The organism is Arthrobacter sp. Leaf234, assembly GCF_001422665.1.
Lineage (GTDB): Bacteria > Actinomycetota > Actinomycetes > Actinomycetales > Micrococcaceae > Arthrobacter_D.
Map to the genome: position 1 here is coordinate 341200 of NZ_LMLU01000001.1, position 25299 is coordinate 366498.

Annotated in this window: 24 protein-coding genes and 1 tRNA gene; 8 read left to right on the forward strand and 17 right to left on the reverse strand. The window is 69.4% G+C overall.

Annotation, left to right across the window (positions count from 1 at the left end):
- Positions 1 to 35 precede the first annotated feature (35 nt).
- The gene (locus tag ASF21_RS01560; protein ID WP_055765855.1) at positions 36 to 791 is read left to right on the forward strand and encodes a ZIP family metal transporter; all 756 of its coding nucleotides are present in this window, start codon (positions 36 to 38) and stop codon (positions 789 to 791) included.
- Positions 792 to 853: 62 nt separating this feature from the next.
- Here ASF21_RS01560 and ASF21_RS01565 read toward each other — a convergent pair.
- Positions 854 to 927, reverse strand: a tRNA-Lys gene (locus tag ASF21_RS01565).
- A gap of 137 nt (positions 928 to 1064) precedes the next feature.
- On the opposite strand from ASF21_RS01565, the gene ASF21_RS01570 reads away from it, so the two are divergent.
- The 3 genes from ASF21_RS01570 (at position 1065) to ASF21_RS01580 (ending at position 3552) form a co-directional block, all read left to right on the forward strand.
- Positions 1065 to 1712 (forward strand): hypothetical protein, encoded by a 648-nt coding sequence (locus ASF21_RS01570; RefSeq protein ID WP_055765859.1) that lies wholly within the window; start codon positions 1065 to 1067, stop codon positions 1710 to 1712.
- Positions 1713 to 1923: 211 nt separating this feature from the next.
- Complete coding sequence (locus tag ASF21_RS01575; RefSeq protein WP_055768923.1) at positions 1924 to 2541, forward strand: DUF47 domain-containing protein; 618 nt, start codon at positions 1924 to 1926, stop codon at positions 2539 to 2541.
- On the forward strand, positions 2542 to 3552 hold the full coding sequence (locus ASF21_RS01580; RefSeq protein WP_055765862.1) for an inorganic phosphate transporter: 1011 nt from the start codon (positions 2542 to 2544) through the stop codon (positions 3550 to 3552).
- A 68-nt stretch (positions 3553 to 3620) separates the two neighbouring features.
- On the opposite strand, the gene pstB is transcribed toward ASF21_RS01580, so the two are convergent.
- The 4 genes from pstB to ASF21_RS01600 all read right to left on the reverse strand — a co-directional run bounded on the left by pstB (position 3621) and on the right by ASF21_RS01600 (position 7736).
- Complete coding sequence (pstB, locus tag ASF21_RS01585; protein ID WP_055765866.1) at positions 3621 to 4400, reverse strand: phosphate ABC transporter ATP-binding protein PstB; 780 nt, start codon at positions 4398 to 4400, stop codon at positions 3621 to 3623.
- Positions 4401 to 4430: 30 nt separating this feature from the next.
- The gene (pstA, locus tag ASF21_RS01590; RefSeq protein ID WP_055765870.1) at positions 4431 to 5537 is read right to left on the reverse strand and encodes a phosphate ABC transporter permease PstA; all 1107 of its coding nucleotides are present in this window, start codon (positions 5535 to 5537) and stop codon (positions 4431 to 4433) included.
- Positions 5537 to 6469: a phosphate ABC transporter permease subunit PstC gene (pstC, locus tag ASF21_RS01595; protein WP_055765873.1), complete on the reverse strand. Its 933-nt coding sequence runs from the start codon at positions 6467 to 6469 to the stop codon at positions 5537 to 5539. Before pstC ends, pstA begins: the two co-directional genes overlap by 1 nt.
- Positions 6470 to 6614: 145 nt before the next feature.
- The gene (locus tag ASF21_RS01600; RefSeq protein WP_055765876.1) at positions 6615 to 7736 is read right to left on the reverse strand and encodes a phosphate ABC transporter substrate-binding protein PstS; all 1122 of its coding nucleotides are present in this window, start codon (positions 7734 to 7736) and stop codon (positions 6615 to 6617) included.
- Positions 7737 to 7959: 223 nt separating this feature from the next.
- Here ASF21_RS01600 and ASF21_RS01605 point away from each other — a divergent pair, with 223 nt between their 5' ends.
- From ASF21_RS01605 to disA, 3 genes are all read left to right on the forward strand, one after another.
- Positions 7960 to 9087, forward strand: coding sequence for an FUSC family protein (locus tag ASF21_RS01605; RefSeq protein ID WP_055765879.1), 1128 nt, complete (start codon positions 7960 to 7962; stop codon positions 9085 to 9087).
- Positions 9088 to 9142: 55 nt separating this feature from the next.
- Positions 9143 to 10528, forward strand: coding sequence for a DNA repair protein RadA (gene radA / locus ASF21_RS01610; RefSeq protein ID WP_055765882.1), 1386 nt, complete (start codon positions 9143 to 9145; stop codon positions 10526 to 10528).
- A gap of 195 nt (positions 10529 to 10723) precedes the next feature.
- Positions 10724 to 11800, forward strand: coding sequence for a DNA integrity scanning diadenylate cyclase DisA (gene disA, locus ASF21_RS01615; protein ID WP_055765885.1), 1077 nt, complete (start codon positions 10724 to 10726; stop codon positions 11798 to 11800).
- Positions 11801 to 11869: 69 nt separating this feature from the next.
- Here the strand turns inward: disA and ASF21_RS01620 are convergent, their stop codons facing one another.
- Positions 11870 to 12607 (reverse strand): hypothetical protein, encoded by a 738-nt coding sequence (locus tag ASF21_RS01620; RefSeq protein ID WP_082471156.1) that lies wholly within the window; start codon positions 12605 to 12607, stop codon positions 11870 to 11872.
- Between the two features lie 90 nt (positions 12608 to 12697).
- Here ASF21_RS01620 and ASF21_RS01625 point away from each other — a divergent pair, with 90 nt between their 5' ends.
- A complete protein-coding gene (locus ASF21_RS01625) occupies positions 12698 to 13708 on the forward strand; it encodes a Fe-S cluster assembly protein HesB (RefSeq protein WP_055765891.1) in 1011 nt (336 codons plus the stop codon).
- A 129-nt stretch (positions 13709 to 13837) separates the two neighbouring features.
- On the opposite strand, the gene dhaM is transcribed toward ASF21_RS01625, so the two are convergent.
- The 11 genes from dhaM to panC form a co-directional block, all read right to left on the reverse strand.
- A complete protein-coding gene (dhaM, locus tag ASF21_RS01630; RefSeq protein WP_055765894.1) occupies positions 13838 to 14596 on the reverse strand; it encodes a dihydroxyacetone kinase phosphoryl donor subunit DhaM in 759 nt (252 codons plus the stop codon).
- Complete coding sequence (gene dhaL / locus ASF21_RS01635) at positions 14593 to 15255, reverse strand: dihydroxyacetone kinase subunit DhaL (protein ID WP_055765897.1); 663 nt, start codon at positions 15253 to 15255, stop codon at positions 14593 to 14595. The genes dhaM and dhaL overlap by 4 nt, the downstream gene beginning before the upstream one ends.
- Complete coding sequence (dhaK, locus tag ASF21_RS01640) at positions 15252 to 16253, reverse strand: dihydroxyacetone kinase subunit DhaK (protein ID WP_055765899.1); 1002 nt, start codon at positions 16251 to 16253, stop codon at positions 15252 to 15254. Before dhaK ends, dhaL begins: the two co-directional genes overlap by 4 nt.
- Before the next feature lie 218 nt (positions 16254 to 16471).
- Positions 16472 to 16648 carry a CsbD family protein gene (locus ASF21_RS16260; protein ID WP_082471157.1) on the reverse strand — a complete coding sequence of 59 codons (177 nt, stop codon included), beginning with the start codon at positions 16646 to 16648 and terminating at the stop codon, positions 16472 to 16474.
- A 131-nt stretch (positions 16649 to 16779) separates the two neighbouring features.
- A complete protein-coding gene (locus ASF21_RS01645; protein ID WP_055765902.1) occupies positions 16780 to 17289 on the reverse strand; it encodes an amino-acid N-acetyltransferase in 510 nt (169 codons plus the stop codon).
- 38 nt (positions 17290 to 17327) lie between these two features.
- Entirely contained in the window at positions 17328 to 19352 is a 2025-nt protein-coding gene (locus ASF21_RS01650; RefSeq protein ID WP_055765904.1) for a S9 family peptidase, read from the reverse strand.
- A 154-nt stretch (positions 19353 to 19506) separates the two neighbouring features.
- Positions 19507 to 22014: an ATP-dependent Clp protease ATP-binding subunit gene (locus tag ASF21_RS01655; RefSeq protein ID WP_055765906.1), complete on the reverse strand. Its 2508-nt coding sequence runs from the start codon at positions 22012 to 22014 to the stop codon at positions 19507 to 19509.
- Between the two features lie 122 nt (positions 22015 to 22136).
- The gene (locus tag ASF21_RS01660) at positions 22137 to 22472 is read right to left on the reverse strand and encodes a histone-like nucleoid-structuring protein Lsr2 (protein WP_055765910.1); all 336 of its coding nucleotides are present in this window, start codon (positions 22470 to 22472) and stop codon (positions 22137 to 22139) included.
- An 81-nt stretch (positions 22473 to 22553) separates the two neighbouring features.
- On the reverse strand, positions 22554 to 22766 hold the full coding sequence (locus ASF21_RS01665; RefSeq protein WP_055765913.1) for a hypothetical protein: 213 nt from the start codon (positions 22764 to 22766) through the stop codon (positions 22554 to 22556).
- A 2-nt stretch (positions 22767 to 22768) separates the two neighbouring features.
- On the reverse strand, positions 22769 to 24226 hold the full coding sequence (gene lysS, locus ASF21_RS01670) for a lysine--tRNA ligase (RefSeq protein ID WP_082471319.1): 1458 nt from the start codon (positions 24224 to 24226) through the stop codon (positions 22769 to 22771).
- Between the two features lie 103 nt (positions 24227 to 24329).
- Positions 24330 to 25262: a pantoate--beta-alanine ligase gene (gene panC, locus ASF21_RS01675; protein WP_055765919.1), complete on the reverse strand. Its 933-nt coding sequence runs from the start codon at positions 25260 to 25262 to the stop codon at positions 24330 to 24332.
- Positions 25263 to 25299 lie beyond the last annotated feature (37 nt).

The window sequence follows — 25299 nt, forward strand, 5'->3', positions numbered from 1 at the left end:
TCGTGGTGCCGTGGGCACCGGAAGGAGCGGCTCCCGTGCCACTGTGGCTGCAGGCATTCGGGTGGGGTGCGATCGCAGGAGGGGCGCTGGTCCTCGGAGCGGCGATCGCGTGGAGGTGGACCGTGCCACCCCGGATCGTCTCCTTCGTGATGGCGTTCGGGGCGGGAGTGCTCATCTCCGCCCTCGCCTTCGAACTCGTCGGAGAGGCCCAGAAGGCGGGCGGGCTCGTGCCGACGGCTGGAGGCTTCCTCGTCGGAGCCGTGACCTATGTGGGAGCCAACGCGATCCTCGCCCGCAAGGGGGCGCAGCACCGCAAGCGGTCGGGCGGGCAGCAGCCGTCGGAGTCCGACGCCGCCGGGAGCGGCAACGCCATTGCACTCGGCGCCCTGCTCGACGGCATCCCGGAGTCGGTGGTCCTGGGGCTCGGCCTCGTGGCGGGAGGCACGGTGAATCCGGCGGTCCTCGTCGCGATCTTCATCTCCAACGTGCCCGAAGGACTCTCGAGCACCGCCGGCATGAAGAACGCGGGCCGCAGCAGCCGCTACGTGTTCGCGCTGTGGGGCGGCATCGCCCTCGCCTCGGGACTGGCGGCCCTCATCGGGTACTCGTTGCTGGCGGATGCCTCCGGCGTCACCGTCGCGTTCATCACGGCGATCGCCGCCGGCGCCATCCTCGCGATGGTCGCGGACACCATGATTCCCGAGGCCTTCGAGCGCCAGCACATGTTCACGGGACTGATCGCCGCCCTCGGTTTCCTCGCGGCGTTCGTGGTGCACACGGTCTCCGCATGAGCAGCACCTCGCACCGACGACGAAGGACCCCGGAACTGGTCCGGGGTCCTTCCCTCACGCGGTAGGCCCTGTGGGGCTCGAACCCACGACCCACGGATTAAAAGTCCGTTGCTCTAGCCAACTGAGCTAAGGGCCCGCCCATCACCACCCCGGGGACCCGCAGGTCCGCCGTGCGGCGATGACCCGCCCACTTTATCGCAATCACCCACGCCCCGAGGACGGGTCCGAGGCCCTGCCGACCGGCCGCGACGACCGCAGGAGTATCCTCGTTCCATGGACGGCGACTACACGAACAAGAGCCCGCGGCCGCACAAGCCGAAGCCTTTCGCCCCGGCCGATTTCGAGGTCTTCGCGGGGGGCGTCGATCCGTCGCGGGTCTCCGAGGCCGCCCACATGGCGGCCCACGCCCTGGTGCACCACGGGCGGGACACGGACGATCCCGACGTGACCCGCCGCCTCGTCGAACTCGCCGACCGGCAGGGCCTTGAGGCCATCGCCGAGATGTGGGCCGAGAGTCCTGCGAGATCCCTGCCAGGGGCCCTGTGGCGGCTCTATGCCCTGCGTGCCGCGACCCAGCAGAACCCCGAGCGGATCGCCGCCTACTTCGCCTCCGGCAAGGAGATCGCCCAGGTCTCGAAGGTCGTGGCGGGCGTGGCCGAACCGCCCGGCGCCGCAGAGATGACCACCATGGCGGACACCATCCTCTCGGGCGCCTTCGACGGGGACTTCGACGTCGCCCTCGAACGGTTCGCCGCGTTCTGCCGCGTCGTCGCCCTCGGCCAGGCCAACCACGCGGACGACCGGGAGGTGGCCAGCGGGTCCCACGCCTCGAAGCTCACGCGCAATTCCCACCAGCTGATCAAGACCGCTGAGGACCTCGAGCACGCCGCCGCCTCCTGGCGGCGCGGCGACCTCGACTGAGCGGCCCGTCACAGGCGATGTTGACAGCCGCTCCGGGGAGGGCAAGACTTAACCCGGCGTCGGACCGTGGAACCCCCGGGCTTCAACACTCAGCCGCTTCGAGCGGCCTTCCGCCGAGAGGCGCTCCCGGTTCGACGCCACTACTCTGCCCAGAGGCATGCGCGTCGGTGGCAGCACCGCCGACGCCCGCCCACCCTCCGAGGAAGACTCCGTGAAACTACGCCTCTTCCCGCAGGAGAACGCCGGGCTCGAGCTCCTCGCCCGCATGGCGAACCAGCTGGTGCTCGGCGTCGGCACCATGTCCGCCATCCTCGGAGCGTCCGTCCAGGAGTACGACCGCCTGTCCGAGGAGCTGCACCAGCACGAGTCGGCCTCGACGGACCTCCACTTCGCGCTCCTCACCTCCATGCGGACGTCCTTCATCAACCCGCTGCCCCGTGAGGACCTCTACGTGCTCTCGCGCCTGCTCAACGAGGCCATCGAGAAGCTCGACGGAGCGGGTGAGCTGATCGCGCTGTACAAGCTGAGCAAGGTGAGCCAGCGGGCGGCCGACCAGCTGGAGGTCATCAACCGGCAGGCCGAGCTCACCGCCGTCGCGATGCAGCGCCTCACCTCGATGGAGGACCTCGAGGAGTACTGGATCGAGATCCTGCGCCTCGCACGGCGGGCAGAGCGCACGCACCGCAGCTGGTGCGCCGAGCTCCTCGACGACCACAAGCCGCTCGTCTACGCACGCCACCGGGACGTGGCGAACCAGCTGGTCGAGGTCACCAAGGACATCCGTCGGGTCGCCACGCAGGTGGGCAGCATCCTCGTCAAGGAATCGTAGGTGGAGGCCCTCCTCCTCGGAGCGGTGATCGTCACCGCGGGCGGCTTCGCCTTCCTCAACGGTTTCCACGACGTCTCGAACTCGGTGGCGACGGCGGTGCGGACGAGGGCGCTGACACCCACCGTCGCCGTCCTCCTCGCGGCACTCTTCAACCTGGTGGGTGCGTTGCTCAGCACCTCCCTCGCCCTGTTCTTCACCGACGCCGGGATCGGCCTGCCCGAGGGCTCCACCGGCCTCGGGATCCTGATGGCGGCCCTTCTCGCGGCCTGCCTGTGGGGCATCCTCACCTGGTACCGCGGCAAGCCGTCGTCGTCCACCCATGCCCTGCTCGGCGGCGTCATCGGCGCGGGTGGTGCGTCGCAGCTGACCAGCGGGCCGGCGATGAGCGGCGCCGGGGAGACACTGCTCCTCCAGATCGTCCTGCCCCTCCTCCTGTCACCCGTCATCGCCTACCTCCTGGCCTACCTGGCCGTGTTCCCGGCCACCTGGCTGCTTCGGCACGGCTCGCCCGCGCGGGTGAACCGCGGGAACCGGATGGCGCAGTCCGTGCTGGCGGGAACCTTCGCGCTCGGGCACGGGCTGCAGGACGGCCAGCGGACGATGGCGGTGATCCTCCTCGCACTGGTGGGTTCCGGCTACGCCACGGGCACGGACATCCCCGTATGGGTGCAGGTGTTCGCCGCGGTCCTGCTGACGGCCGGATCGCTGTTCGGCGGCTGGCGCATCACGCACACCCTCGGGAACCGCCTGGTGCACATGGATCCCCTGCGGGGCATGACGGCCCAGGGCGTCAGCTCCGCCATGCTATTCATCGGCGCCATCTCGCTGCACCTCCCCCTCTCCAGCACCCACACCATGACCTCGGCGATCGTGGGGGCGGGGGCGAACCAGCGCTTCGCGTCCGTGCAGCGTCCGCGCGTGATCCGCATCCTGCTCGTCTGGCTCGCGACGGCACCGGCCACGGCGCTGGTGGGTGCGGTCTTCTTCCTGGCGCTCAGCCCGCTCCTGTAGGACCCCTGCCGGACGAGCGACGGCGGCCCCGCCCTGGGAGCCGCCGTCGTGCGTGGACCGCCGTCGACCTATCCGAAGCGACCGGAGACGTAGTCCTCCGTGGCCTTGATGGTCGGCTTGTTGAAGATCGTCGTCGTGTCGTCGTACTCGATGAGCTTGCCCGGCTTGCCGGTACCGGCGATGTTGAAGAAGGCGGTCTTGTCCGAGACACGGGCCGCCTGCTGCATGTTGTGCGTCACGATCACCACGGTGTAGTCGGCCTTGAGCTCGTTGATGAGATCCTCGATGGCCAGGGTGGAGATGGGATCCAGCGCCGAGCACGGCTCGTCCATCAGGATCACCTGCGGTGACACGGCGATGGCCCGGGCGATGCAGAGGCGCTGCTGCTGGCCGCCGGAGAGCCCTGACCCCGGGCGTCCGAGGCGGTCCTTGACCTCGTTCCAGAGGTTGGCGCCCTGCAGCGACTTCTCCACGAGGTCGTCCGCATCGGATTTGCTGATGCGCTTGTTGTTGAGCTTCACCCCGGCCAGCACGTTGTCACGGATGGACATGGTGGGGAACGGGTTGGGGCGCTGGAAGACCATCCCGATCTGCCCGCGCACGGTCACGGGGTCGACGGCGGAGTCGTAAAGGTTGTCGCCGTCGAGCAGCACCTCGCCCTCGACGCGGGCGCCGGGGATGACCTCGTGCATGCGGTTCAGGGTGCGCAGGAACGTCGACTTGCCGCAGCCCGACGGTCCGATGAAGGCCGTGACGGAGCGGGCTTCGATGTTGATGTTGACGTCCTCCACGGCAAGGAACTTGCTGTAGTAGACATTGAGGTCCTTGACGTCGATTCGCTTGGACATGGCTTCCTTATCGGTCGGTACCGCGAGTGCTCAACGGCTGGTCTTGGGGGCGAAGATCTGGGCGACGAAGCGGGCCACGAGGTTCAGCAGCATCACCATGAGGATGAGCAGGAGCGCAGCCGCCCAGGCGCGCTGGGTACTCGGGTCGGGCGACGTCGGGGACGTCGGGGTGAGGATCTGGTAGTAGATGAAGGTGGGCAGCGTGCTCATCCAGCCGCTGAACACGTTCCAGTTGATGGAGCTCGCGAATCCGGCCGTCACGAGGATGGGCGCCGTCTCGCCGATCACGCGGGCGATGGAGAGCGTGACGCCGGACGCGATGCCCGAGATCGCCGTCGGGATGACCACCTTCGTGATGGTGCGCCACTTCCGCACCCCCAGCGCGTAGGCCGCTTCGCGGAGCTCGTTCGGCACGATCTTCAGCATCTCCTCGGTGGAGCGCACGACCACCGGGATCATCAGCACCGAGAGCGCGACGGCGGCGACGAAACCGGTCCGGGTCCCGGGGCCGAAGAGCAGGGTGAAGAGCGCTGCCGCGAACAGTCCGGCCACGATCGAGGGGATACCCGTCATGACGTCCACGAAGAACGTGATCGCCTTCGTGAGGTTCTTGCCGGCCCCGTACTCGACCAGGTAGACGGCGGTGAGGAGGCCGATCGGCACGGAGATCAGGGTGGCCCAGAGGGTGATCTGCAGGGTTCCGAGCACCGCGTGGTATGCACCGCCGAGAACGGGGGTCCCGCCCTCGACCGCCTGGTTGTCCACGGCCCCCGTGACCCCGTTCATCGAGGTGAAGAGGAAGTTGTAGCTCAGGCCCGGGACACCCCGCTCCAGGACCGTCCAGAGGACGGAGACGAGAGGGATCAGCGCGATGAGGAAGGCGCCGTACACGAGGAACGTGACGAGCTTGTCCTTCGCCTTCCGCTCACCCTCGGCGACGGCCGTGACGATGGTCGCCGCGAGGACGAACACGATCGCCGTGATGATGGCCCACCCCACGACGCTGAAACCGACGAGGGAGGAGATCGCTGCACCCAGGATCAGGGATGCGGCCACGACCACCCAGATGGCATAGGACGGGAGGCGTCCTCGGGTGAGCTGGGACTGGCGACGCTGGAGCGTCTGGTTCGCTGCCATTAGTTAGCTCCCGAGAATTCTTTGTGCCGGGTGATGATGAAGCGGGCGATCATGTTCACGATCAGTGTGATGACGAAGAGGACGAGTCCGGCAGCGATCAGCTCGTTGAGTCGGAGGCCGAAGGCTTCAGGGAAGTTCAGGGCGATCTCCGCCGCGATCGTCTGGTTGCCCGTCTTGATGAGGCTCGCGCCGAGGGCGCCCGGGGAGAGCACCAGCGCGACAGCCATCGTCTCGCCGAGCGCCCGGCCCAGACCCAGCATCGTCGCGCTGATGATGCCCGGACGGGCGAACGGCAGCACGGCCATCCGCACCATCTCCCAGCGGGTCGCGCCCATCGCGAGGGCTGCTTCCTCGTGGAGGTTGGGGGTCTGCAGGAAGATCTCCCGGCTCAGCGAGGTGATGATCGGGATGACCATCACCGCGAGCACCACGCCGGCGGTGAACATGGTCTTGCCGGTCTGGCTGGCCGGACCGGCGAAGAGGGGGATCCAGCCCAGGTTCTCGGCGAGCCAGGCATAGCCCTTCGCGAGCTGCGGGGCCAGGATGATGTACCCCCACGCACCGTAGATGACGGACGGGATCGCTGCGAGCAGGTCGATGACGTACCCGAAGGCCCGAGCAAGGCGGCGTGGCGCGTAGTGGGAGATGAAGAGGGCGACGGCGATACCGACCGGTGTCGCGATGATCAGGGCGATCGCGGCCGCGACGATGGTGCCGATGACGATCGGCAGGATGTAGGCCGCGAATCCCTCACCTCCCGTGACCTCGGCGGGATCCGCGGAGAGGATCGGCGCGGCCTGCACCATCAGGAAGACGGCGACACTGAACAGGACTGCCAGGATCAGCACGCCCGCGGCGAGCGAGATGCCGGAGAAGATCTTGTCGCCGGCACGGCCTCGATCTGTCGATGCCTTCAGCGAATTGAGTGACACGTTCTTGCCTTCCAGGCGGTCTGTTCAGGTGTGGAGCCGGTTTCCGGCGCCGGGCAAGGGGGAAGGGCACTGCGGATCCCGGCCGTAAACGGCGGATGGTCCCGTCCGGTCTCCATTAGACCAGACGGGACCGAGGGGGCCTCCGCTAGGAAGCGACCTTGATGGAGTCGATCGCCATCTGGGCCTTCTCACTCAGTGTGGCCGAGAGGGGGGCGTTCCCGGCCGAGGCCTCGGCCTCGGCCTGCCCGTCCTCGCTGATGACGTAGGAGCCGAAGGCCTTCACGAGGTCGACGGTCTCCTGGCTGTCGTAGGTGGTGCAGTAGACGTGGTAGCTGACGAGGACGACGGGGTACGCACCGGATTCGGTGGTGTCGCGCTCCAACTCGAGCGACATGTCCAGCTCGGGCCGGCCCTCGACCGGCGTGGCGACCTCGACGGCCTTCGCGGCCGCGTCCGAGCTGATCTCGGTGTACTCCTCGCCGACCTTGACCTTGGCCTTGCCCAGGTCGCCGACCGCTGAGGCATCGGCATAGGTGATGGCGCCGTCGGTCGAGGTGACCGTCTGGACGACACCGGAGGTTCCCTTGGCATTCTCGGACTGCAGGTCGGCGGGCCAGGCGCCGTCCACCTCGTACGTCCACACCTCGGGTGCGGCAGCCGACAGGTAGTCGACGAAGTTCTCGGTGGTGCCCGACTCGTCCGAGCGGTGCACGACTGTGATGGGGGTGTCGGGCAGCTCGACCCCCTCGTTCTGGTCGGCGATCGCCGGATCGTTCCAGGTGGTGATCGCCTTCGTGAAGATCTTGGCGATGGTGGGGGCGTCCAGGTTCAGCTCGGTGACGTCACCGAGGTTGAAGGCGATCGCGATCGGGGAGATGTACGCGGGGATGTTGAGCGCACCATCGGGACCACAGACCTCCACGGCCTGGGTCATCTCGTCGTCCTTGAGGTAGGCATCCGAACCGGCGAACTGCGCTCCCCCGCTGAGGAAGGCCTTGCGTCCGGCCCCTGATCCGTCCGGCGAGTACTGGACCATGGCGTCCTGGTTCATGGCCTCGAAGCCGGCCTTCCAGGCCTCCATCGCCGAGTTCTGCGAGGAGGCGCCGATCCCGGTGAGGGTTCCTGACACGGCGACGCCGGTGGCGGACGGGGCGGCCCCCTCGGCTGCGGGGGTGTCACCGGTGGCGTTGTCGGAACCGCATGCGGTCAGCGCCAGCGCGGCCACGGAGATTACTGCCGCAGCGCGGCCAAAGCGAAGAGCCTTCACTAGATCTTTACCCCTTCCAGGGATGTGTTCATCGGTGCGCGAGTGGCACTCGGTCGACCTGTACGTGTTCTCGTACCGTCCGAAGCTAGGCTCTGCAGGTGAAGAGACTGGCCGAGCGACCTTAACGGAAGGTGAACAGCGCCGGTCCATTGGCCGGTAGGGCCGATCCGCCCCGGTGCATGGGGCGGAGGTCTCCTGCGGCCCGACCTCCTACACTGGGCCTATGCCGCCGCGCCAGGGAATCACCAGGGCCCTCGCCTTCCTGCGCAAGCGCTCGCGGACCGGCTTCAGGCGCAGCTCGAACTCGATCGTCACCGCCCTGCAGATGACGGTGTGCGCGGTGGGCGCCTACGCCTTCGCCGAGGAGGTCCTCGGCCACAACGGGCCGCTGTTCGCGGCGACCTCGTCGATGATCTCGCTGGGCTTCTCGCGGGACCCCCGGATCCGGCGGGTGCTCGAAGTGGCGATCGGCTGCACGCTCGGCATCTCGGTGGGTGACCTGCTGCTCACGTTCTTCGGCAACGGCATCTGGCAGGCCGCCGTCGTCCTCTTCATCTCGATCCTGCTGGCGCGGTTCCTCGACAGCGGCACCATCTTCACCACGCAGCTCGGACTGCAGTCCCTCCTGGTCGTACTGCTCCCGGCGCCGGAGGGTGGCCCGTTCACGCGCAGCGTGGACGCCGTCGTCGGGGGCCTGTTCGCGCTCGTGGTGACCATGCTCCTGCCGCGCGACCCGCGGGGGGAGCCGAAGACGAACGTCCGGGGCCTGCTCGAGGAGCTGTCCGGCGTCCTGCGCGAGAGCGCCACGGCGCTGCGGCAGAGCGACTCCACCCTCGCCTGGCACGCACTCGTGCGCGCACGGAACTGCCAGTCGCAGCTCGACGGCCTCACCGGGAGCGTGCGGGCAGCGCAGGAGGTCGCGCGGATCTCACCCGCCTACCGGCGCCACCGGGACGAGCTCGGCTCGCTGCGGAGCTCGGTCGGGTCGATCGACCTCGCGATCCGCAATAGTCGGGTCTTCGCCCGCCGCCTCACCTCGGCCATCAACCACGCGGCTCTCACCGACGACGCGATCGAGAGCCTGGGCCAGGCACTGGCGGACACGGCCGACGCCGTCGACGTCCTCAGCCGGTCCCTCTCGGCACGCGACTCCGCAGAACGCCGCCTCAACCAGCGCCAGGCCCGCGACGAACTCGCCGCCGTCGCGACGGATCTGCACCCGGAGACGCTCGGCATCCAGCGGCTCGAGGGCGAGGGACTGGTCCTGCTCCTGCGGCCCCTCGTCGTCGACCTGCTCGAGGCGACCGGGCTCTCGCACGAGGATGCCGCGGACTACCTGCCTCGCCTCTGACCACGTCCGGCCACGGACGACCCTCGGTGTCGGTGACCGCAGGTAGCCTCGTTCCATGGCCACCAAGACCTCCACCGCCGCGCGTACGGGCCGCGGCAACACCCCGAACTTCCGCTGTGCTGAGTGCGGCTGGACCACGGCGAAGTGGGTGGGCCGCTGCGGCGAGTGCCAGGCCTGGGGCACCGTCGAGGAGACCGGGCAGGTGGTCGCGCGCACGACGGCGGCGGCCGCTGTGACCACGCCTGCCCGCCGCATCGCGGACGTCGACGCCACGCTCTCCGGATTCCAGCCGACGAAGATCGACGAGCTGGACCGTGTGCTCGGCGGCGGCCTCGTCCCCGGCGCGGTGATCCTGCTCGCCGGGGAGCCGGGCGTGGGGAAGTCCACCCTCCTGCTCGACGTCGCCGCTCGGGTGGCCCGCCTCGGCAAGGACGTCCTCTACGTCACCGGGGAGGAGTCCGCCGCCCAGGTCAAGCTCCGCGCCGATCGCATCGACGCCGTCGCGGACTCCCTCTATCTCAGCGCCGAGACTGACCTCGGCCAGGCACTCGGCCAGGTGGAGAAGCTCGATCCCGCGCTGCTCGTCGTCGACTCCGTGCAGACCCTCAGCAGTGCGGCCGTGGACGGCAGCGCGGGCGGCGTGACCCAGGTCCGCGAGGTGGCCGCCTCCCTCATCGGCGCCGCCAAGTCCCGCGGGATGACGACCCTGCTGGTCGGCCACGTCACGAAGGACGGGTCGATCGCCGGCCCCCGCCTGCTGGAGCACCTCGTCGATGTCGTCTGCCAGTTCGAGGGCGAACGCCACTCCCGCCTGCGCCTCCTGCGCGCGGTGAAGAACAGGTACGGCCCCACGGACGAGGTGGGGTGCTTCGACCTGACCGACGGGGGCATCGAGGGGCTCGCCGATCCCAGTGGACTGTTCGTCTCGCGGACGAAGGACCCGGTGTCCGGCACCTGCATCACCGTGACCCTCGAGGGACGGCGCCCGCTGCTGGCGGAGGTGCAGGCGCTGCTCGCCGAATCCCCCAACTCCCAGCCGCGGCGCGCCACGAGCGGCCTCGACAGCTCACGCGTCGCGATGCTGCTCGCCGTCCTCCAGAGCCGCGCCTCGGTGAGCCTGCACAAGGACGACAGCTACGTGGCGACGGTGGGCGGTGTACGCCTGACCGAGCCGGCCACGGATCTCGCGGTAGCCCTCGCCATCGCCTCCGCGAAGACGGATCACCCCCTCCCGGCGCGGCTCATCGCCTTCGGTGAGGTGGGACTCGCGGGCGAGGTCCGTCCCGTCCCCGGCATCGGGCGGCGGATCCAGGAAGCGGAGCGCCTCGGCTTCACCCACGCCATCGTGCCCGCCTCGCCGGGAGGCACCGGTCCGGTGCCGAAGGGATTCTCGGTCCGTGAGGTCTCCACGCTTGCGGATGCGCTCGCCCTGCTGTTCTGAGGCCGGCGGCCCAGCGGCCGGCACAGCAGTGTTACCGATCTGCGACGGCAGGCCGTACCGCGGGTTTCGCGCGCGCCAGTAGTATTACTCTCGGCTGCGCGGGCACACCCGCGGGCCCTGCCCGCCGTCGGAGGTTCGACGGCCTATCCCGTCCGCGCCGGGCTATCGACAGCGCGGCGGCGAAAGGATAGGCCCATGGTTCGCAGTCCGGAGGACTCGCTGAAAGCCACCCTCGCCAGAGTAGCCCCCGGGACGCATCTCCGCGACGGTCTTGAGCGAATCCTGCGGGGGCGGACAGGAGCACTGATCGTCCTCGGTTTCGACCGCACGGTGGATTCGATCTGCTCGGGCGGATTCGACATCGGTATCGAGTTCTCGCCCACCCGCCTGCGGGAACTCGCGAAGATGGACGGGGCGATCGTGTGCGACAAGGACGCAAGCCGCATCCTCCGGGCCGCGGTCCAGCTCGTCCCGGACCACACCATCGAGACGCAGGAGTCCGGCACACGCCACCGCACGGCGGAGCGGGTGGCGAAGCAGACCGGGCTGCCCGTCATCAGCGTGAGCCAGTCGATGCAGATCATCGCCCTCTACATCGACGGCCTCCGCCATGTCCTCGAGGGCTCCGAGCCGGTGCTCGCCCGCGCGAACCAGGCCCTGGCCACGCTCGAGCGGTACCGTGCACGCCTCGACCAGGTGACCAACTCGCTCTCGGCCCTGGAGATCGAGGCCATGGTCACGGTGCGCGACGTCGCGGTCACCCTCCAGCGCCAGGAGATGGTCCGGAGGATCTCGGAGGAGATCTCGCAGTACGTCCTGGAACTCGGCGTCGACGGCCGGCTGCTCTCGTTGCAGGTCGAGGAGCTGACCACGGGGCTGGGACCGGGCAGCGAGATGGTGCTGCGCGACTACATGGACCTCGGCAACAGCACTGCGCCGCTCGACGAGCGCGTGGCGACCCTCCAGGGATTCAGCTCGACGGACCTGATCGACCTCGGGACGATCGCGAGCGTGCTCGGCTTCAACCCGTCGGTCGACTCGCTCGAAGCGGTGATCCAGCCGAAGGGCTATCGGCTGCTCTCGGGCATCAAGGCGGTCCCGCCGGCAGTCGCCAACCGCCTCGTGGACCATTTCGACGGTCTGCAGAATCTCATGGCCGCGAACATCGAGGATCTCATGGCGGTCGACGGCATCGGCGAGCAGCGTGCACGGACCGTGCGCGAGGGACTCTCCCGCATCGCCGAGACGAGTCTCCTCGACCGGTTCATGTAGGAGATCGCGCCACCCACCAGCCCTCCCGGCTGATCGTCCGCCGCGCGGACGGGCGGTGGGACGACAGCCCTACTGCAGGGTGAACTCCACGGACTGACTGCTCCTGGCGCCGAGCCGCGTGATCAGGGTGTAGTCGCCCGCACCCGGCTCCTCGTCCACGACGGTGCACCCAGGGACCGTCCGGTTCCTCGCCCACTCGAAGGTCGCCCGCTCCTCGCCGCCCGGCGCGATGGTGCGCTCGAGATCCTGGGAGCCCTGCTGGCAGTCCGTGGTCGAGAAGATCCGCTCGCCACCGGAGGTGATCTCGAAGGCCATCTGCGACGTTCCGACGTTGACGGTGCACGGTTCCTCCCCCTCGTTGCGCACCACCAGAGCGAGGACGGGACTCTCGCCGGAGCCGTAGGATTCCCGGTCCGTCTCAGCAGACACCACGACCCGCGCGGCGTCACACGCGTCCGACGGCGTCGGTTCCGGAGACGCGGCGGTCGGGTCTGCCGAGGGAGTGGCGGTCGGCGTCGCGGTCGGCCCTGCTGTGGGTGGGGCGGAGGGAGCCGCAGCGCTGGGCGCGGGAGTCGCCGCCCCGGGCGTCATGGCTGCGGCGGTCGGCGCCTCCGGGCTCGTCGATGCTCCTGCGGCCGCATCGTCCGTGCGTCCCAGCGTCCCGGCAAGTGCCATGCCGCCGATCGCGAGCACGGCGACCACGAGGACGGCCAGGATCAGGAAGGCCAGCCGCCGCCGCCGGTACACGGCCGGGCTCGCCCGACGACCGCCCCGCCGCGCACTGCCCTGATCGTCCGTATGTGCCATCCGTCAAGGCTAGGGAGGCGGGCGCCGATTCCAGGGGGCACCACGCCGGTGGATAGAGTATCCACGACGATGACCTCGAGGAGCACCACGATGAATCCGGGCAGCGGAAGCGCCGCGGCACCCCCCACCGCTGCCGGCGATGCACAGAGCACGCCCCCGAGCCTCGGCGCGCTCCACGCGCGGGTCACCGAGTGGTTCTCGGACGAGGCCCGCGACCTGCCCTGGCGCGATCCCGCCTGCACCCCCTGGGGCATCTTCGTGAGCGAGATCATGCTGCAGCAGACGCCCGTGGTCCGCGTCCTCCCGGTGTGGCACGACTGGCTCCAGCGGTGGCCTGCCCCTGCCGACCTGGCAGCCGAACCATCCGGCGCGGCCGTGCGCCACTGGGGCCGGCTCGGCTACCCGCGCCGCGCGATACGGCTGCATGCAGCCGCGTCCGCCATGGTCGCCGATCACGACGGCAGGGTCCCGACGACGCACGACGAACTACTGGCTCTTCCCGGGGTCGGCGCCTACACCGCCGCCGCCGTGGCGGCTTTCGCCTTCGGACGGCGCGAGACGGTGGTGGACACGAACATCCGGCGCGTCCACGCCCGCCTCGTCGGTGGAAAGGCCCTCCCGGCCCCCGCACTCACAGCAGCAGAGATGAAGCGGGCGGTGGCCCTCATGCCCGGGGACGCGCGATCGTCGGTCGCGTGGAATGCGGCCGTCATGGAACTGGGGGCGGTCGTCTGCACGGCGCGGGCTCCGCGCTGTGTCGCGTGCCCCGTCCTGGACGCCTGCGCCTGGGTGGCGGCAGGACGCCCGGCACCGGACTACGTCCCGAAAGGACAGGCCTGGGCGGGAACCGACCGCCAGGTCCGCGGTGCGATCGTCGCCGTCCTCCGGCACGCCGAGGGCGACGTGCCGCGCTCGGTTCTCCTGGACGCGCCGGTGGACCTGCTGCGGGGAGGCTCGTCGACCGTGGCGCCGACGCCCGGTCCCCTGGCCGCGCTGTACGGCCTGCAAGCTCCGTCGGAGCAGCTCGAGCGCGCCCTCACCGGCCTCCTCGCCGACGGGCTGGTGGAGGAGTCCGGGGGGCTCGTCCGCCTGCCCGGATGACCCGCCGATCGGGCGCGCGAGGCGGCCGGACACCGCACCACCGGCTGCACCGGTAACGACCGGTCTCCTGGACCAGCCCGGACACACCACCGGCAGCCCGGTACCGACCGGTCTCCGCGCTACCTCCGATCAGGACGGTTCGCCGAAGCCGGACTCCACCGCCTGCGCCACGAAGTCGACGGCGGCCTGCGCGTCCGGCCCCGAGGCCTCGACGTCGACCGTCCGTCCCTGGCCGAGCCCGAGGCTCATGAGCAGCATGACGGACGTGCCGTCGACGCCGTTCACCGTCACCTCCGCGTCGAGCTCGAGCAAACCGGTGGCGAGTGTTGCAGCCGGCCGGGCGTGCAGTCCCATCTGGTTCGGCAGGACGAAGGACCCGGTGGCCACCGGGCCCGCCGCGGACCCGGCGGCTCCCGGCCCCTCCGGCCGGGCTTCCTCCCGGCCCGGCGCCGCTGCAGCGTGCGAGACGAAGGGTTCGAGCTCCTCGGGTCGGATGGAGACGACGGCGTTCTCGGCCGCCCGCAGCACCTCGTCGAGGGACGAGCCACCCTGCGCCTGGACCGCGGCGGCGACGGCACCCTCCACGAGGGCCGCCTCCGCCAGCCGCACCCCGTCACGGGCTTCAGGCTCCAGGAACTCGAGCACCATCTCTGCGGTCATCACCGCGGAACCCAGGTCCGTCAGGATCACGACCCCGTCACCGCCCGAGGCCTTGTCGATCCCCTCCTGCACACGCTCGAAGCTCGTGCCGATCCGGGACCGTCCTTCGCCGTCGTCCGCTCCCCCGGCGGCGACGAGGACGACGTCGGGAGCCATCTGCGCCGCGAGTTCGACGACGCCCTCGGCGATCTTCCGGCTGTGCGAGACGATGACCAGCCCGACGCTCATGCGACCTCTCCACCGGCGGCCTCGGCGGCGGCCTGCAGGATGAGGGCCGTCGAGACCGCCCCCGGATCCTGGTGGCCCGCGCTCCGCTCGCCGAGGTAGCTGGCCCTGCCCTTCCGGGCGATCAGCGGTTCCGTGGCCACGGCGCCGGCGTGCGCGGCGTTGGCCGCGGCGGCGAGCACCTCGGGGGCCGTGGCTCCGGCCTGCGCCGCCGTCTCCGCCGCCTCGGACGCCGGCGTCCACGCATCGACCATGGTCTTGTCCCCCACCTCCGCCTTCCCGCGCGCGACGATGCCGTCCCGAGCGGCCGCGATCATCCCGGCCACTCCTGCCGGATCGACGGTGCCGGTGTCACCCAGCGACGTCGCCGCGCGGAGGAACGCCGTCCCGTACAACGGGCCGGCCGCTCCTCCGACGGTGGACATGAGCGTCATCGCCACGAGCTTGAGGACGGCGGCGGGTGTCTCCGGTGCGTCGCCGTCGAGCTTGAGCAGCACGGCGCCGAACCCCCGGTCGAGGTTCTCGCCGTGGTCGGCATCACCGATGGCGCGGTCGAGGTCGATCAGGAGGGCTCGGTTCTCGGCGACGACCTGCGCCGTGCCGCGCATCCATCGGACGGCCCAGGCGGCGTCGAGTGGTCCGGTGGCGTCGGCCACGCTCATGCTCCCCAGCGCAGCGCGGCAGTATGCACCGGTGCGTCCCACAGGTCGAGCATCTCGTCGTCGGCGCGGAGGATCGTGAGGGAGGCGCCCTGCATCTCGAGGGCCGTGATGTAGTTGCCCACCAGCGAACGGTCGATGCTCACGCCCAGGTCCCCGAGGAGTTGCGCCACCTTGCGGAACACGATGTACAGCTCGCTCGCGGGTGTCCCGCCCATCCCGTTGACCATGATGATGGTGCGGTCGCCGGAGGTCAGGGACAGATCCGCGACGATGGGGTCGAGCAGACGCTGCGTGATGCCGTCCGCGTCCTCCATGGCGATGCGGTGCCGGCCCGGCTCGCCGTGGATGCCGATGCCGATCTCGATCTCGTCCTCTGCGAGCTCGAAGCTGGGCACGCCCGCATGCGGTACGGTGCAGGCCGCGAGGGCCACGCCCATGGAGCGCACGCCGTCGATCACGCGCTGCGCGATCGACGTCACGGCGTCGAGGTCGTCGCCCCGCTCCGCCGCTGCTCCTGCGATGCGCTCCACGAGGACGGTACCGCCCACGCCGCGGCGCCCGGCCGTGTAGAGCGAGTCCTCGACGGCGACGTCGTCGTTCACGAGGACCGAGCGGACGGAGATGCCGTCCGCCTCCGCCATCTCGGCCGCGGTCTCGAAGTTGAGGACGTCCCCGGTGTAGTTCTTGACGATGTGCAGCACCCCGGCGCCGCCGTCGACGGCCGCGGTGGCGGGGATGATTTGGTCGGGGGTCGGCGAGGTGAAGACCGCCCCCGGCACCGCGGCATCGAGCATCCCGCGGCCCACGAACCCTGCATGCAGCGGCTCGTGTCCGCTTCCACCACCGGAGACGAGGCCGACCTTCCCCTGGACGGGCGCATCCTTGCGGGTGATGAACAGCGGCTCCGGATGGACGGTCACGAGGTCGGCGTGGGCGATACCGAATCCCTCGACCGACTCATTGACCACGGCTCTGGGGTCATTGATGAGCTTCTTCACGACGGCGGCTCCTAGCCTGCGAACGGACGGATGACAGCCTGCAGCCCGCCTCACGTGGACCACCCCGGCCATGGGTGACACGTTACCGCCCGTTCCCCGGCCTGCCTATAGCCCGGCCGCTCCGTGCGATCGACGCCCGACGCCGGAGGGAGGGGCCCTGGATCAGGCCCCTCCCTCCGGTTCTCAGGCCACCCGATGAAGGATGAGCCCCGGTTCGATCAGTCGCGCTTGAACGCGTCCTTGACGTTCTCGCCGGCGTCCTTCAGGCTCGAACTCGCCTGGTCCTTGTGGCCCTCGGCTTCAGTGTCCTTGTCGCCGGTCGCCTTGCCGAGACCTTCCTTGAGCTTGCCGCCCAAGTCCTGGCCCTTGTTCCCGATCTTGTCATCCAGTCCCATGATGCGGACCTCCTTCAGTCGGTGTGCAGCCACCGGTTCCGGTGGCGTCCCGGCATCCCCCTGAGGGAATGCTAAGTAGTCTTACCTTATCGTCGTGGCGCCGCTGATGCCAGCCCCGGCGGTGAAGCAGGTCAGAGCTGCCTGATCATGCGGGTGTTCCCGAGCGTGTTCGGCTTCACCCGGGCGAGATCGAGGAACTCGGCGACCCCCTCGTCGTGCGAGCGGAGCAGCTCGGAGTAGATCCGCGGATCGACGGCCGACTGGTCCGCCATCACCTCGAAGCCGTGCCGGCGGAAGAAGTCGACCTCGAAGGTCAGGCAGAAGACGCGGCTGACCCCGAACCCTCGTGCCTCCTCCAGCAACTCCTCGACGAGGGCATGCCCCACACCACGTCCGCGGGCGGCGGGGGCCGTCGCCAGGGTACGCACCTCCGCGAGGTCCTCCCACATGATGTGCAGCGCGCCGCAGCCCAGCACCTCGCCGTCGTCGGACTCGGCGATGCGGAACTCGGGGAGGCCCTCGTAGTAGGCCACGGTCTCCTTCGCCATGAGGATGCGCTCCTCGGCGAGTGGCTCGACGAGGGCCTTGATGGCGGGGACGTCCGATGTGCGGGCGCGGCGGAGGCTGAAGGTCGGGCTCATCCTGCCCACTCTAGCGATCGCCCACGACTGCGGCCCGCCTACAGGCCGAGTTCGCGGGGCAGTTCCCGCTCCTCCCCGAGGACGTTCGACGCCAGGAACGCCTCCACCACCGAGTACCAGATCTTCGCGTGCTGCGGCTTCAGGATCCAGTGGTTCTCGTCCGGGAAGTAGAGGAACCGGTGGGGCGTGACGCCGTGCCCGTCCGCAGGGAGCTTCGAGGCGGACAGGAGGTCGTACCAGAGGCGCAGTCCCTCGCCGATCGGCACGCGGTAGTCCTTGTCCCCGTGGATGACCAGCATGGGTGTGTCGATGTTCCCGACGTGCGCGTGGGGGGAGTTCTCGAGCATCGCCTCCGGGGTCATCTCACGCGCCCAGTAGTACGCTGCATCCGTGGTGCCGCCGAACTGGTCCAGCGCCCAGAGACTCGCGTGCGTGACGATCGCCGCGAAGCGGTCCGTGTGGCCCGCGACCCAGTTCGCCATGTACCCGCCGAAGCTCCCGCCCATCGCTGCGACGCGCGTCCCGTCGATGTCGTCGCGGGCCACGAGGTCGTCCGTTGCGGCCATCAGGTCGGTGTAGGGAGCTGCGCCCCAGGAACCCCAGCCGCGGTCGACCATGTGCTGGCCGTACCCGGTGGAGAGCGCGGGATCCGGCAGTAGGACCGCGTAGCCGCGGGCTGCCATGACCCAGGGGGACCAGCGCCAGGTCCAGGCGTTCCACGAGCCGATCGGGCCGCCGTGGATCCACAAAAGCGCCGGCACGGGGGCATCCGCGGACGCCCCTTCCGGGAGCACGAGCCAGGACTTCACGGCCTGCCCGTCCTCACCGACCGACTCCACCCGCTCGAGCGTGCCGGGCAGCTCCGGACGTTCGGCAGGGTTCTGCAAGCGGTCGGTGGCCCCCGTGGCGAGGTCGATGCGCACCACTTCTGCCGGGAAGAGGTAGGAACTGCGGACGGCGTAGGCCGTCCCGCCGTCCGGGGAGACCTGGACGTCGGAGTAGGCAGCAGTGTCCTCCGTCACCCGCCGCACCGCACCGGTCGCCACGTCGACGACGACGACGGGTGCCCCGCCGTCGTCGTCCGCCGTGGCCACGAGCGACGAGCCGTCCGGCAGCCAGGCCTCCGGCGACGGCCAGCGGTCCCAGTCCGCCGCCAGCTGCCGGGGCTCTCCCCCGTCGAGCGGGAGCAGCAGGAGGCTCGACTGCGGCGCCAGCTCGGCCGTGGTCCGGCGGTCACGTGTGACGGCGAGATATCTGCCGTCGGGGCTGACCGGGCCGGGAGTGTAGTCGTTCTCCCGATCGTCGAGCAGGACGCTGAGTTCCCTGGTGGCGAGGTCCACGCGCACGATGACCGAGCGCTGCGAGCCGAGCTCCTCGGGCACGGTCAGCGAACTGAACAGCACGCGTCCGTCCGGGCTGAGCACGGCATGGGCGTTCCGCAGCCCGCCCCGCGCGGAGGGAAGGATGTCGTCGAGGGTCGGTCGCCCGTCGCCGTCGACATCGGTCACCTCGAGGTACCGCGGCTCGTCGGGGCCGAGGTCCGCGTCCCAGTAACGCACCGGGTAGCCCGCGTGCAGGATGGCTGCGACGCCGGAGTCCTTCCGCGCCTTCCGCCGCTCGGCGTCGTCCTCCTCGCCGGTCGAACCGGCGAGCGCGTCGGCCGTCACGACGACGACGTCGGCCTCGGCGGCGGTCAGCACGCCGGACACCCCACCCTCACGCGTCACGAGGAGCGATGCCTCGCCTCCGGTCGCGGGCAGCCGCCAGAGCGACGGACGCTTGTCGCCGTCGGCATCCTCGGGATCGGGGCGGGCGGAGGTGAAGAGGAGGTCGCCGCCGGCGAGGAACGCCGCACCGGACTCCCCGGCGGAACTGCGGGTCAGCCGACGCGCGGGCTGCGCGCCCGAGGGGTCGATCTCCCAGAGCGCGCTCTGGTAGGCGGTCTTCTTCGGATCGAGGGTGGCGACGGACGTGACGAGTCGCGTGCCCTCCCTGTTGAGCACGAGTCCGCTGAGGCGCGGAAGGGCGACGAAATCGTCGAGGGAGGAGAAGGGCGTGGTCATGCCTCATCTCTACCACCGGTGTGTGCGCCGTCACAGGGAGTTCACTCAGGGATGAATTCCGTTGCCGCGGGCACCGATCGACTCGGCAGGAAACGACGGAGCCCGCCCCGGTGATCCGGGACGGGCTCCGTCGTCGTGCTGGCAGGGACCTCGCCTACTCCGGGACGCTCGCCTCGAGCGCAGCCGGTGAGTCCTCGATCTCCTTGGGTGCACCGTGGGGGGTGAAGGTGAAGATCGCGTCCACACCCTCGCCCTCGACGTCGACGGCCACGCGCTCGCCCGACTTGATCTCCCCGAAGAGGATCTTCTCGGACAGCTGGTCCTCGATCTCGCGCTGGATGGTGCGGCGCAGCGGCCTGGCACCCATCGCGGGATCGTAACCGCGGGTCGCGAGGAGCACCTTCGCCGCAGGCGTGAGCTCGATCGTCATGCCCTTGTCGGCCATGCGGCCACTCAGGCGCTCGAGGAACAGGTCCACGATCTCGACGATCTCGTCCTGCGTGAGCTGCGGGAACACCACGGTGTCGTCGACACGGTTGAGGAACTCGGGCCGGAAGTGCTGCTTGAGCTCCTCCTGCACCTTAGCCTTCATCCGGTTGTAGCTCGTCGTGGTGTCGGAGCCGGACTGGAAGCCCGTCATGACGCCCTTCGAGATGTCCCGGGTCCCGAGGTTGGTGGTCATGATGATCACCGTGTTCTTGAAATCCACCATGCGGCCCTGGCTGTCGGTCAGGCGACCGTCCTCCAGGATCTGGAGGAGCGAGTTGAAGAGGTCGGCGTGGGCCTTCTCCACCTCGTCGAAGAGCACCACGGAGAACGGCTTGCGGCGGACCTTCTCGGTCAGCTGGCCGCCCTCCTCGTAGCCCACGTACCCGGGAGGGGCACCGAAGAGCCGCGAGACGGTGTGCTTCTCCGAGTACTCGGACATGTCCAGGGTGATGAGGGCGTCCTCCTCACCGAACAGGAACTCGGCAAGAGCCTTGGCCAGCTCCGTCTTACCGACACCCGTGGGGCCGGCGAAGATGAAGGAGCCGCCCGGACGCTTCGGGTCCTTGAGGCCGGCGCGCGTGCGGCGGATGGCCTGGGAGATGGCCTTGATGGCCTCGTTCTGCCCGATGACCCGCTTGTGCAGCTCGGCCTCCATGTTGAGCAGTCGCGAGGATTCGGCCTCGGTCAGCTTGAACACGGGGATTCCCGTGGAGTTGGCCAGCACCTCGGCGATGAGCTCCTCGTCCACCTCGGCGATGTCGTCCAGTCCGCCGGACTTCCAGCGGCGCTCCTTATCGCTCCGCTCGTCATGGAGCTTCTGCTCCTTGTCGCGCAGTGCGGCGGCACCCTCGAAGTCCTGGGAGTCGATGGCCGACTCCTTCTCGCGCTTGACGTCCGCGATGCGCTCGTCGATCTCCTTGAGCTCCGGCGGGGCCGTCATCCGACGGATGCGCAGCCGCGCGCCCGCCTCGTCGATGAGGTCGATCGCCTTGTCCGGCAGGAACCGGTCGGAGATGTAGCGCTCGGCGAGCGTCGCAGCACTCGTCAGGGCACCGTCGGTGATCGAGACGCGGTGGTGCGCCTCGTAGCGGTCCCGCAGGCCCTTGAGGATCTCGATCGCGTGGGCCACGGAGGGCTCGGCGACCTGGATCGGCTGGAAGCGGCGCTCCAGCGCTGCATCCTTTTCGATGTGCTTGCGATACTCGTCCAGCGTGGTGGCGCCGATCGTCTGGAGTTCGCCACGCGCGAGCATGGGCTTCAGGATCGACGCGGCATCGATGGCACCCTCGGCGGCACCCGCGCCGACGAGCGTGTGGATCTCGTCGATGAACAGGATGATGTCGCCGCGCGTGCGGATCTCCTTGAGGACCTTCTTCAGTCGCTCCTCGAAGTCACCGCGGTAGCGTGAGCCGGCGACCAGGGACCCGAGGTCCAGGGTGTACAGCTGCTTGTCCTTGATGGTCTCCGGGACGTCCCCGCGCACGATCGCCTGAGCGAGACCCTCGACGACGGCGGTCTTGCCGACGCCGGGCTCGCCGATGAGCACCGGGTTGTTCTTGGTGCGGCGGGAGAGGACCTGCATGACGCGTTCCATCTCCTGCTCGCGCCCGATCACGGGATCGAGCTTGGACTCCCGAGCAGCCTGGGTCAGGTTGCGCCCGAACTGGTCCAGCACCACCGAACCGGCCGGGGTGCCCTCCTGCTGGGGGCCGCCGGCAGCTGCCGGCTCCTTGCCCTGGTAGCCCGAGAGCAGCTGGATGACCTGCTGGCGGACGCGGTTGAGATCGGCCCCGAGCTTGACGAGGACCTGCGCGGCGACGCCCTCACCCTCGCGGATGAGACCGAGCAGGATGTGCTCGGTGCCGATGTAGTTGTGGCCGAGCTGAAGGGCCTCCCGGAGGGAGAGCTCCAGCACCTTCTTGGCCCGGGGGGTGAAGGGGATGTGACCGGACGGGGCCTGCTGGCCCTGGCCGATGATCTCCTGCACCTGTTCCCGTACGGCACCGAGGGAGATGCTGAGTGACTCGAGGGCCTTGGCGGCAACACCCTCACCCTCGTGGATCAGGCCAAGCAGGATGTGCTCGGTGCCGATGTAATTGTGGTTGAGCATGCGGGCCTCTTCTTGGGCCAGCACAACAACTCGACGGGCACGATCTGTAAATCTCTCGAACATCAGACACACTCCTAGCTAACGCGTATTTCGATGCTACGGGTACGGGGTGTGCTTTGGGCGCGTGTTCGCCACAGGCGAGATAAGCCGGGAGGGGCTTCCGCTCCGGCGCCCGGAGGGGATGGTCAGCGCTGAGCTGCGCGGTACGCCTCCACGATCTCGCTGTTCACGCGACCGCGGGAGGAGACGTTGTACCCGTTCTCCTTGGCCCACTCGCGGATCTGCGCGGCTTCCTGGTTGCGCGAGGCGGACGGAGCGCTTGCGGAACCCGACCGCTGCTTCGTCTGGTTGCTGCGGCGGGCGGCCCCGACGTAGGCGGCGAGGGCCTCGCGGAGTTCGGACGCGTGCGCCTCGGAGAGGTCGATCTCGTACTGGACGCCATCGAGACCGAAGCGCACCGTCTCGTCGGCTTCTCCGCCGTCGATGTCGTCGATGAGGATGATCTTTACCTTCTGCGCCACAATGTCTCCTAATGGTTACTCGATAGAGATGCCCCCGAGAAAGAGTATGGGCTACTCATCTATTCAGGTCAAAGAAAGAGATTACGCGTGGGGGTCGATTTCCTGGTCGTCATTCTTTTTCTCCCGTGATTCCGCGACCCGGGCGTCCTCGGCGTCCTGCATTTCCTCCGCGATTTCCTCCGCGCGGGCCATGGCCTCACGCTCGGAGCGGTCGACATTGAATATGGCCTTGATCACGAAGTAGAAAAGAACTGCCAAGCAGACTGACGGTAGGAGGACGGCGATATATTCCACGGCTACTGACCGGCCTCGGGCTTGAGAATGGGGAACAGGATCGACTCGCGAATTCCGACGTCGGTGAAAAGCATGACGAGGCGGTCGATACCGAGACCGATACCTCCCATGGGCGGTGCACCGTACTCCAGTGCGCGCAGGAAGTCCTCGTCGAGCTGCATGGCCTCGTCGTCGCCCGCGGCGGCCTGGCGCGACTGCTCGGTCAGGCGCCGGCGCTGGACGACCGGGTCGATGAGCTCGGAGAAGGCCGTACCCCGCTCCATCCCGCCGATGATGAGGTCCCACGCCTCGATGAGCCGGGAGTCCTCGCGGTGCGGGCGCGCCAGGGGCTGCGCCGAGGGCGGGTAGTCGTAGACGAAGGTGGGCTGGATCAGGGTCGGCTCCACGATCTCGGAGAACAGCTCCAGCACCACCTTCTCGGCGCCCCAGGCAGGATCGAGCGACACCTCGTGACGCTCGGCGACGGACCGCAGCTCCTCGATCCCCGTGTCGGGGGTGACGTCCTGGCCCACCGCGGCGGACAGGCCCGGGTAGACGCCGAGCCATGCCCACTCGCCGTCGAGCTCCACCGTCCCCTTCGACGTCTCGAGGGTCCGGGAGCCCAGCAGGTCGGCGCACGCGAGGATCATCTCCTTCATGCGGTCCGCCATGACGAACTGGTCGGCGTAGGCCTCGTAGCACTCGAGCATCGTGAACTCAGGGCTGTGCGTGGAGTCGACCCCCTCGTTGCGGAAGATCCGGCCGATCTCGTAGACGCGGTCGATCCCGCCCACCACGGCGCGCTTGAGGTACAGCTCGAGGGCGATCCGCAGCGTCATCTTCTGGTCGAAGGCATTGAGATGCGTCTCGAAGGGCCGGGCGGTCGCCCCTCCGTGGACGAGCTGCAGGATCGGCGTCTCCACCTCGACGTAGTCGTGGGCATGGAGGGTGTCGCGAAGGGTCCGGGTGATGGCCGCGCGGGTGCGCACCATGCTGCGCGCTTCCTCACGCACCATGAGGTCGACGTACCGCTGGCGGACGCGCGTCTCCTCGTTGAGTCCTGCGTGCAGGGTGGGGAGCGGGCGCAGCGCCTTGGACGCCATGGTCCAGGCCTTCGCCATGACCGAGAGCTCACCACGCCGGGAGCTGATGACCTCGCCGTGCACCTGCACGTGGTCGCCCAGGTCCACGAGGGACTTCCACCGGGCGAGGCTGTCCTCGCCGATCTCGGCGAGGCTCAGCATGAGCTGGAGCCTCGTGCCGTTGCCCTCCTGCAGGGTCGCGAAGCACAGCTTGCCGGAGTTCCTGATGAAGACCACGCGCCCGACGACGGCGACCTCCTGCCCGCTGGACTCGCCCGTCTCGAGATCCGCGAACCGCTCGCGGATCTCGGTCAGCGAATGCGTCCGCTCGGGCTTGACGGGGTAGGGCTCCATCCCGGCGTCGAGCAGCGCGGCCCGCTTCTGCAGGCGGAAGCGCATCTGCTCGTTGAGGTCGTCGGCGGGAGCGGTGTCGTCGTGGGTCACGGAAGACAAGTTTACGGCTCCGTGCCGGGGCACGGGCGCCGGGGACGGACGGTGTGGGTCAGCCCACAGCGGGCAGGAGCATGTTGTCGATGAGGCGGACGGCACCGACGCGGGCGGCGACGACGACGAGCACGGGCGCAGTGGTCGGGGCGCCCTCCGCGACGGGGGCGAACGACGCCGGATCGATGGCCTCGAGGTAGTCCAGGTCCACCCAGGGCTCCGCGGACACCGCGGCGCGCGCGGCGTCGAGGTCCGGCGCGCGCCCGCTCCGGACGTCCTCGGCGAGGCCGTGCAGGACCCTCGACAGCACGAGCGCGGCCCGCCGTTCCTCTGCATCGAGGAACCTGTTGCGGCTCGAGAGGGCGAGGCCGTCGTCGTCGCGCACGATCGCGACGCCCTCGATGGCGACCGGGATGTTCAGGTCGAGCACCATGCGGCGGATGATCGCCAGCTGCTGCGCGTCCTTCTCGCCGAAGTACGCGCGGTACTCCGCCGCGGTTCCCGGCAGGCCGAGGTTCAGGAGCTTGGACACGACGGTGAGCATGCCGTCGAAATGGCCGGGACGGGAGGCACCCTCGAGGACCTCCCCCATGCGTCCGGCACTGAGCCGTACCAGCGGTTCGCCGCCCGGGTACATGTCCGCGACCGAGGGGGCGAAGACGATATCGACGCCGACCCCGCCGAGGAGGCGGAGGTCGTCGTCCAGGGTGCGGGGATACCGCTCGAGATCGGCGGGGTCGCCGAACTGCAGGGGGTTCACGAACACGGAGGCGACCACGACGTCGTTCGCCTCCCGCGCGGCGCGCGCGAGGGACGCGTGTCCGGCGTGCAGCCCGCCCATCGTGGGCACGAGGCCGAGCGACGGCCGTGTCCCCGCCGGGCGCTGCGCGCGCACCTGCTCCAGGAGGCCGGCCGTGGCGGCTTGGAGGTCTGCGGGAGTAGAGACGAGGAGCGGCGCGGTGTCGGAGCCGGCAGAGCTGTCGACGGTCATGGAGGGTCCTTCCGGGGGTGGGAGCGCGGGCGGTGCG

Excerpts from the sequence above, each read along its gene's own strand:
- ASF21_RS01570 (WP_055765859.1), top strand. The coding sequence starts at position 1,065 with ATGGACGGCGACTACACGAACAAGAGCCCGCGGCCGCACAAGCCGAAG.
- pstB (WP_055765866.1), bottom strand. The coding sequence starts at position 4,400 with ATGTCCAAGCGAATCGACGTCAAGGACCTCAATGTCTACTACAGCAAG.
- pstA (WP_055765870.1), bottom strand. The coding sequence starts at position 5,537 with ATGGCAGCGAACCAGACGCTCCAGCGTCGCCAGTCCCAGCTCACCCGA.
- ASF21_RS01605 (WP_055765879.1), top strand. The coding sequence starts at position 7,960 with ATGCCGCCGCGCCAGGGAATCACCAGGGCCCTCGCCTTCCTGCGCAAG.
- radA (WP_055765882.1), top strand. The coding sequence starts at position 9,143 with ATGGCCACCAAGACCTCCACCGCCGCGCGTACGGGCCGCGGCAACACC.
- disA (WP_055765885.1), top strand. The coding sequence starts at position 10,724 with ATGGTTCGCAGTCCGGAGGACTCGCTGAAAGCCACCCTCGCCAGAGTA.
- ASF21_RS01620 (WP_082471156.1), bottom strand. The coding sequence starts at position 12,607 with ATGGCACATACGGACGATCAGGGCAGTGCGCGGCGGGGCGGTCGTCGG.
- ASF21_RS01625 (WP_055765891.1), top strand. The coding sequence starts at position 12,698 with ATGAATCCGGGCAGCGGAAGCGCCGCGGCACCCCCCACCGCTGCCGGC.
- dhaM (WP_055765894.1), bottom strand. The coding sequence starts at position 14,596 with ATGAGCGTCGGGCTGGTCATCGTCTCGCACAGCCGGAAGATCGCCGAG.
- dhaL (WP_055765897.1), bottom strand. The coding sequence starts at position 15,255 with ATGAGCGTGGCCGACGCCACCGGACCACTCGACGCCGCCTGGGCCGTC.
- ASF21_RS16260 (WP_082471157.1), bottom strand. The coding sequence starts at position 16,648 with ATGGGACTGGATGACAAGATCGGGAACAAGGGCCAGGACTTGGGCGGC.
- ASF21_RS01645 (WP_055765902.1), bottom strand. The coding sequence starts at position 17,289 with ATGAGCCCGACCTTCAGCCTCCGCCGCGCCCGCACATCGGACGTCCCC.
- ASF21_RS01650 (WP_055765904.1), bottom strand. The coding sequence starts at position 19,352 with ATGACCACGCCCTTCTCCTCCCTCGACGATTTCGTCGCCCTTCCGCGC.
- ASF21_RS01655 (WP_055765906.1), bottom strand. The coding sequence starts at position 22,014 with ATGTTCGAGAGATTTACAGATCGTGCCCGTCGAGTTGTTGTGCTGGCC.
- lysS (WP_082471319.1), bottom strand. The coding sequence starts at position 24,226 with ATGCGCTTCCGCCTGCAGAAGCGGGCCGCGCTGCTCGACGCCGGGATG.
- panC (WP_055765919.1), bottom strand. The coding sequence starts at position 25,262 with ATGACCGTCGACAGCTCTGCCGGCTCCGACACCGCGCCGCTCCTCGTC.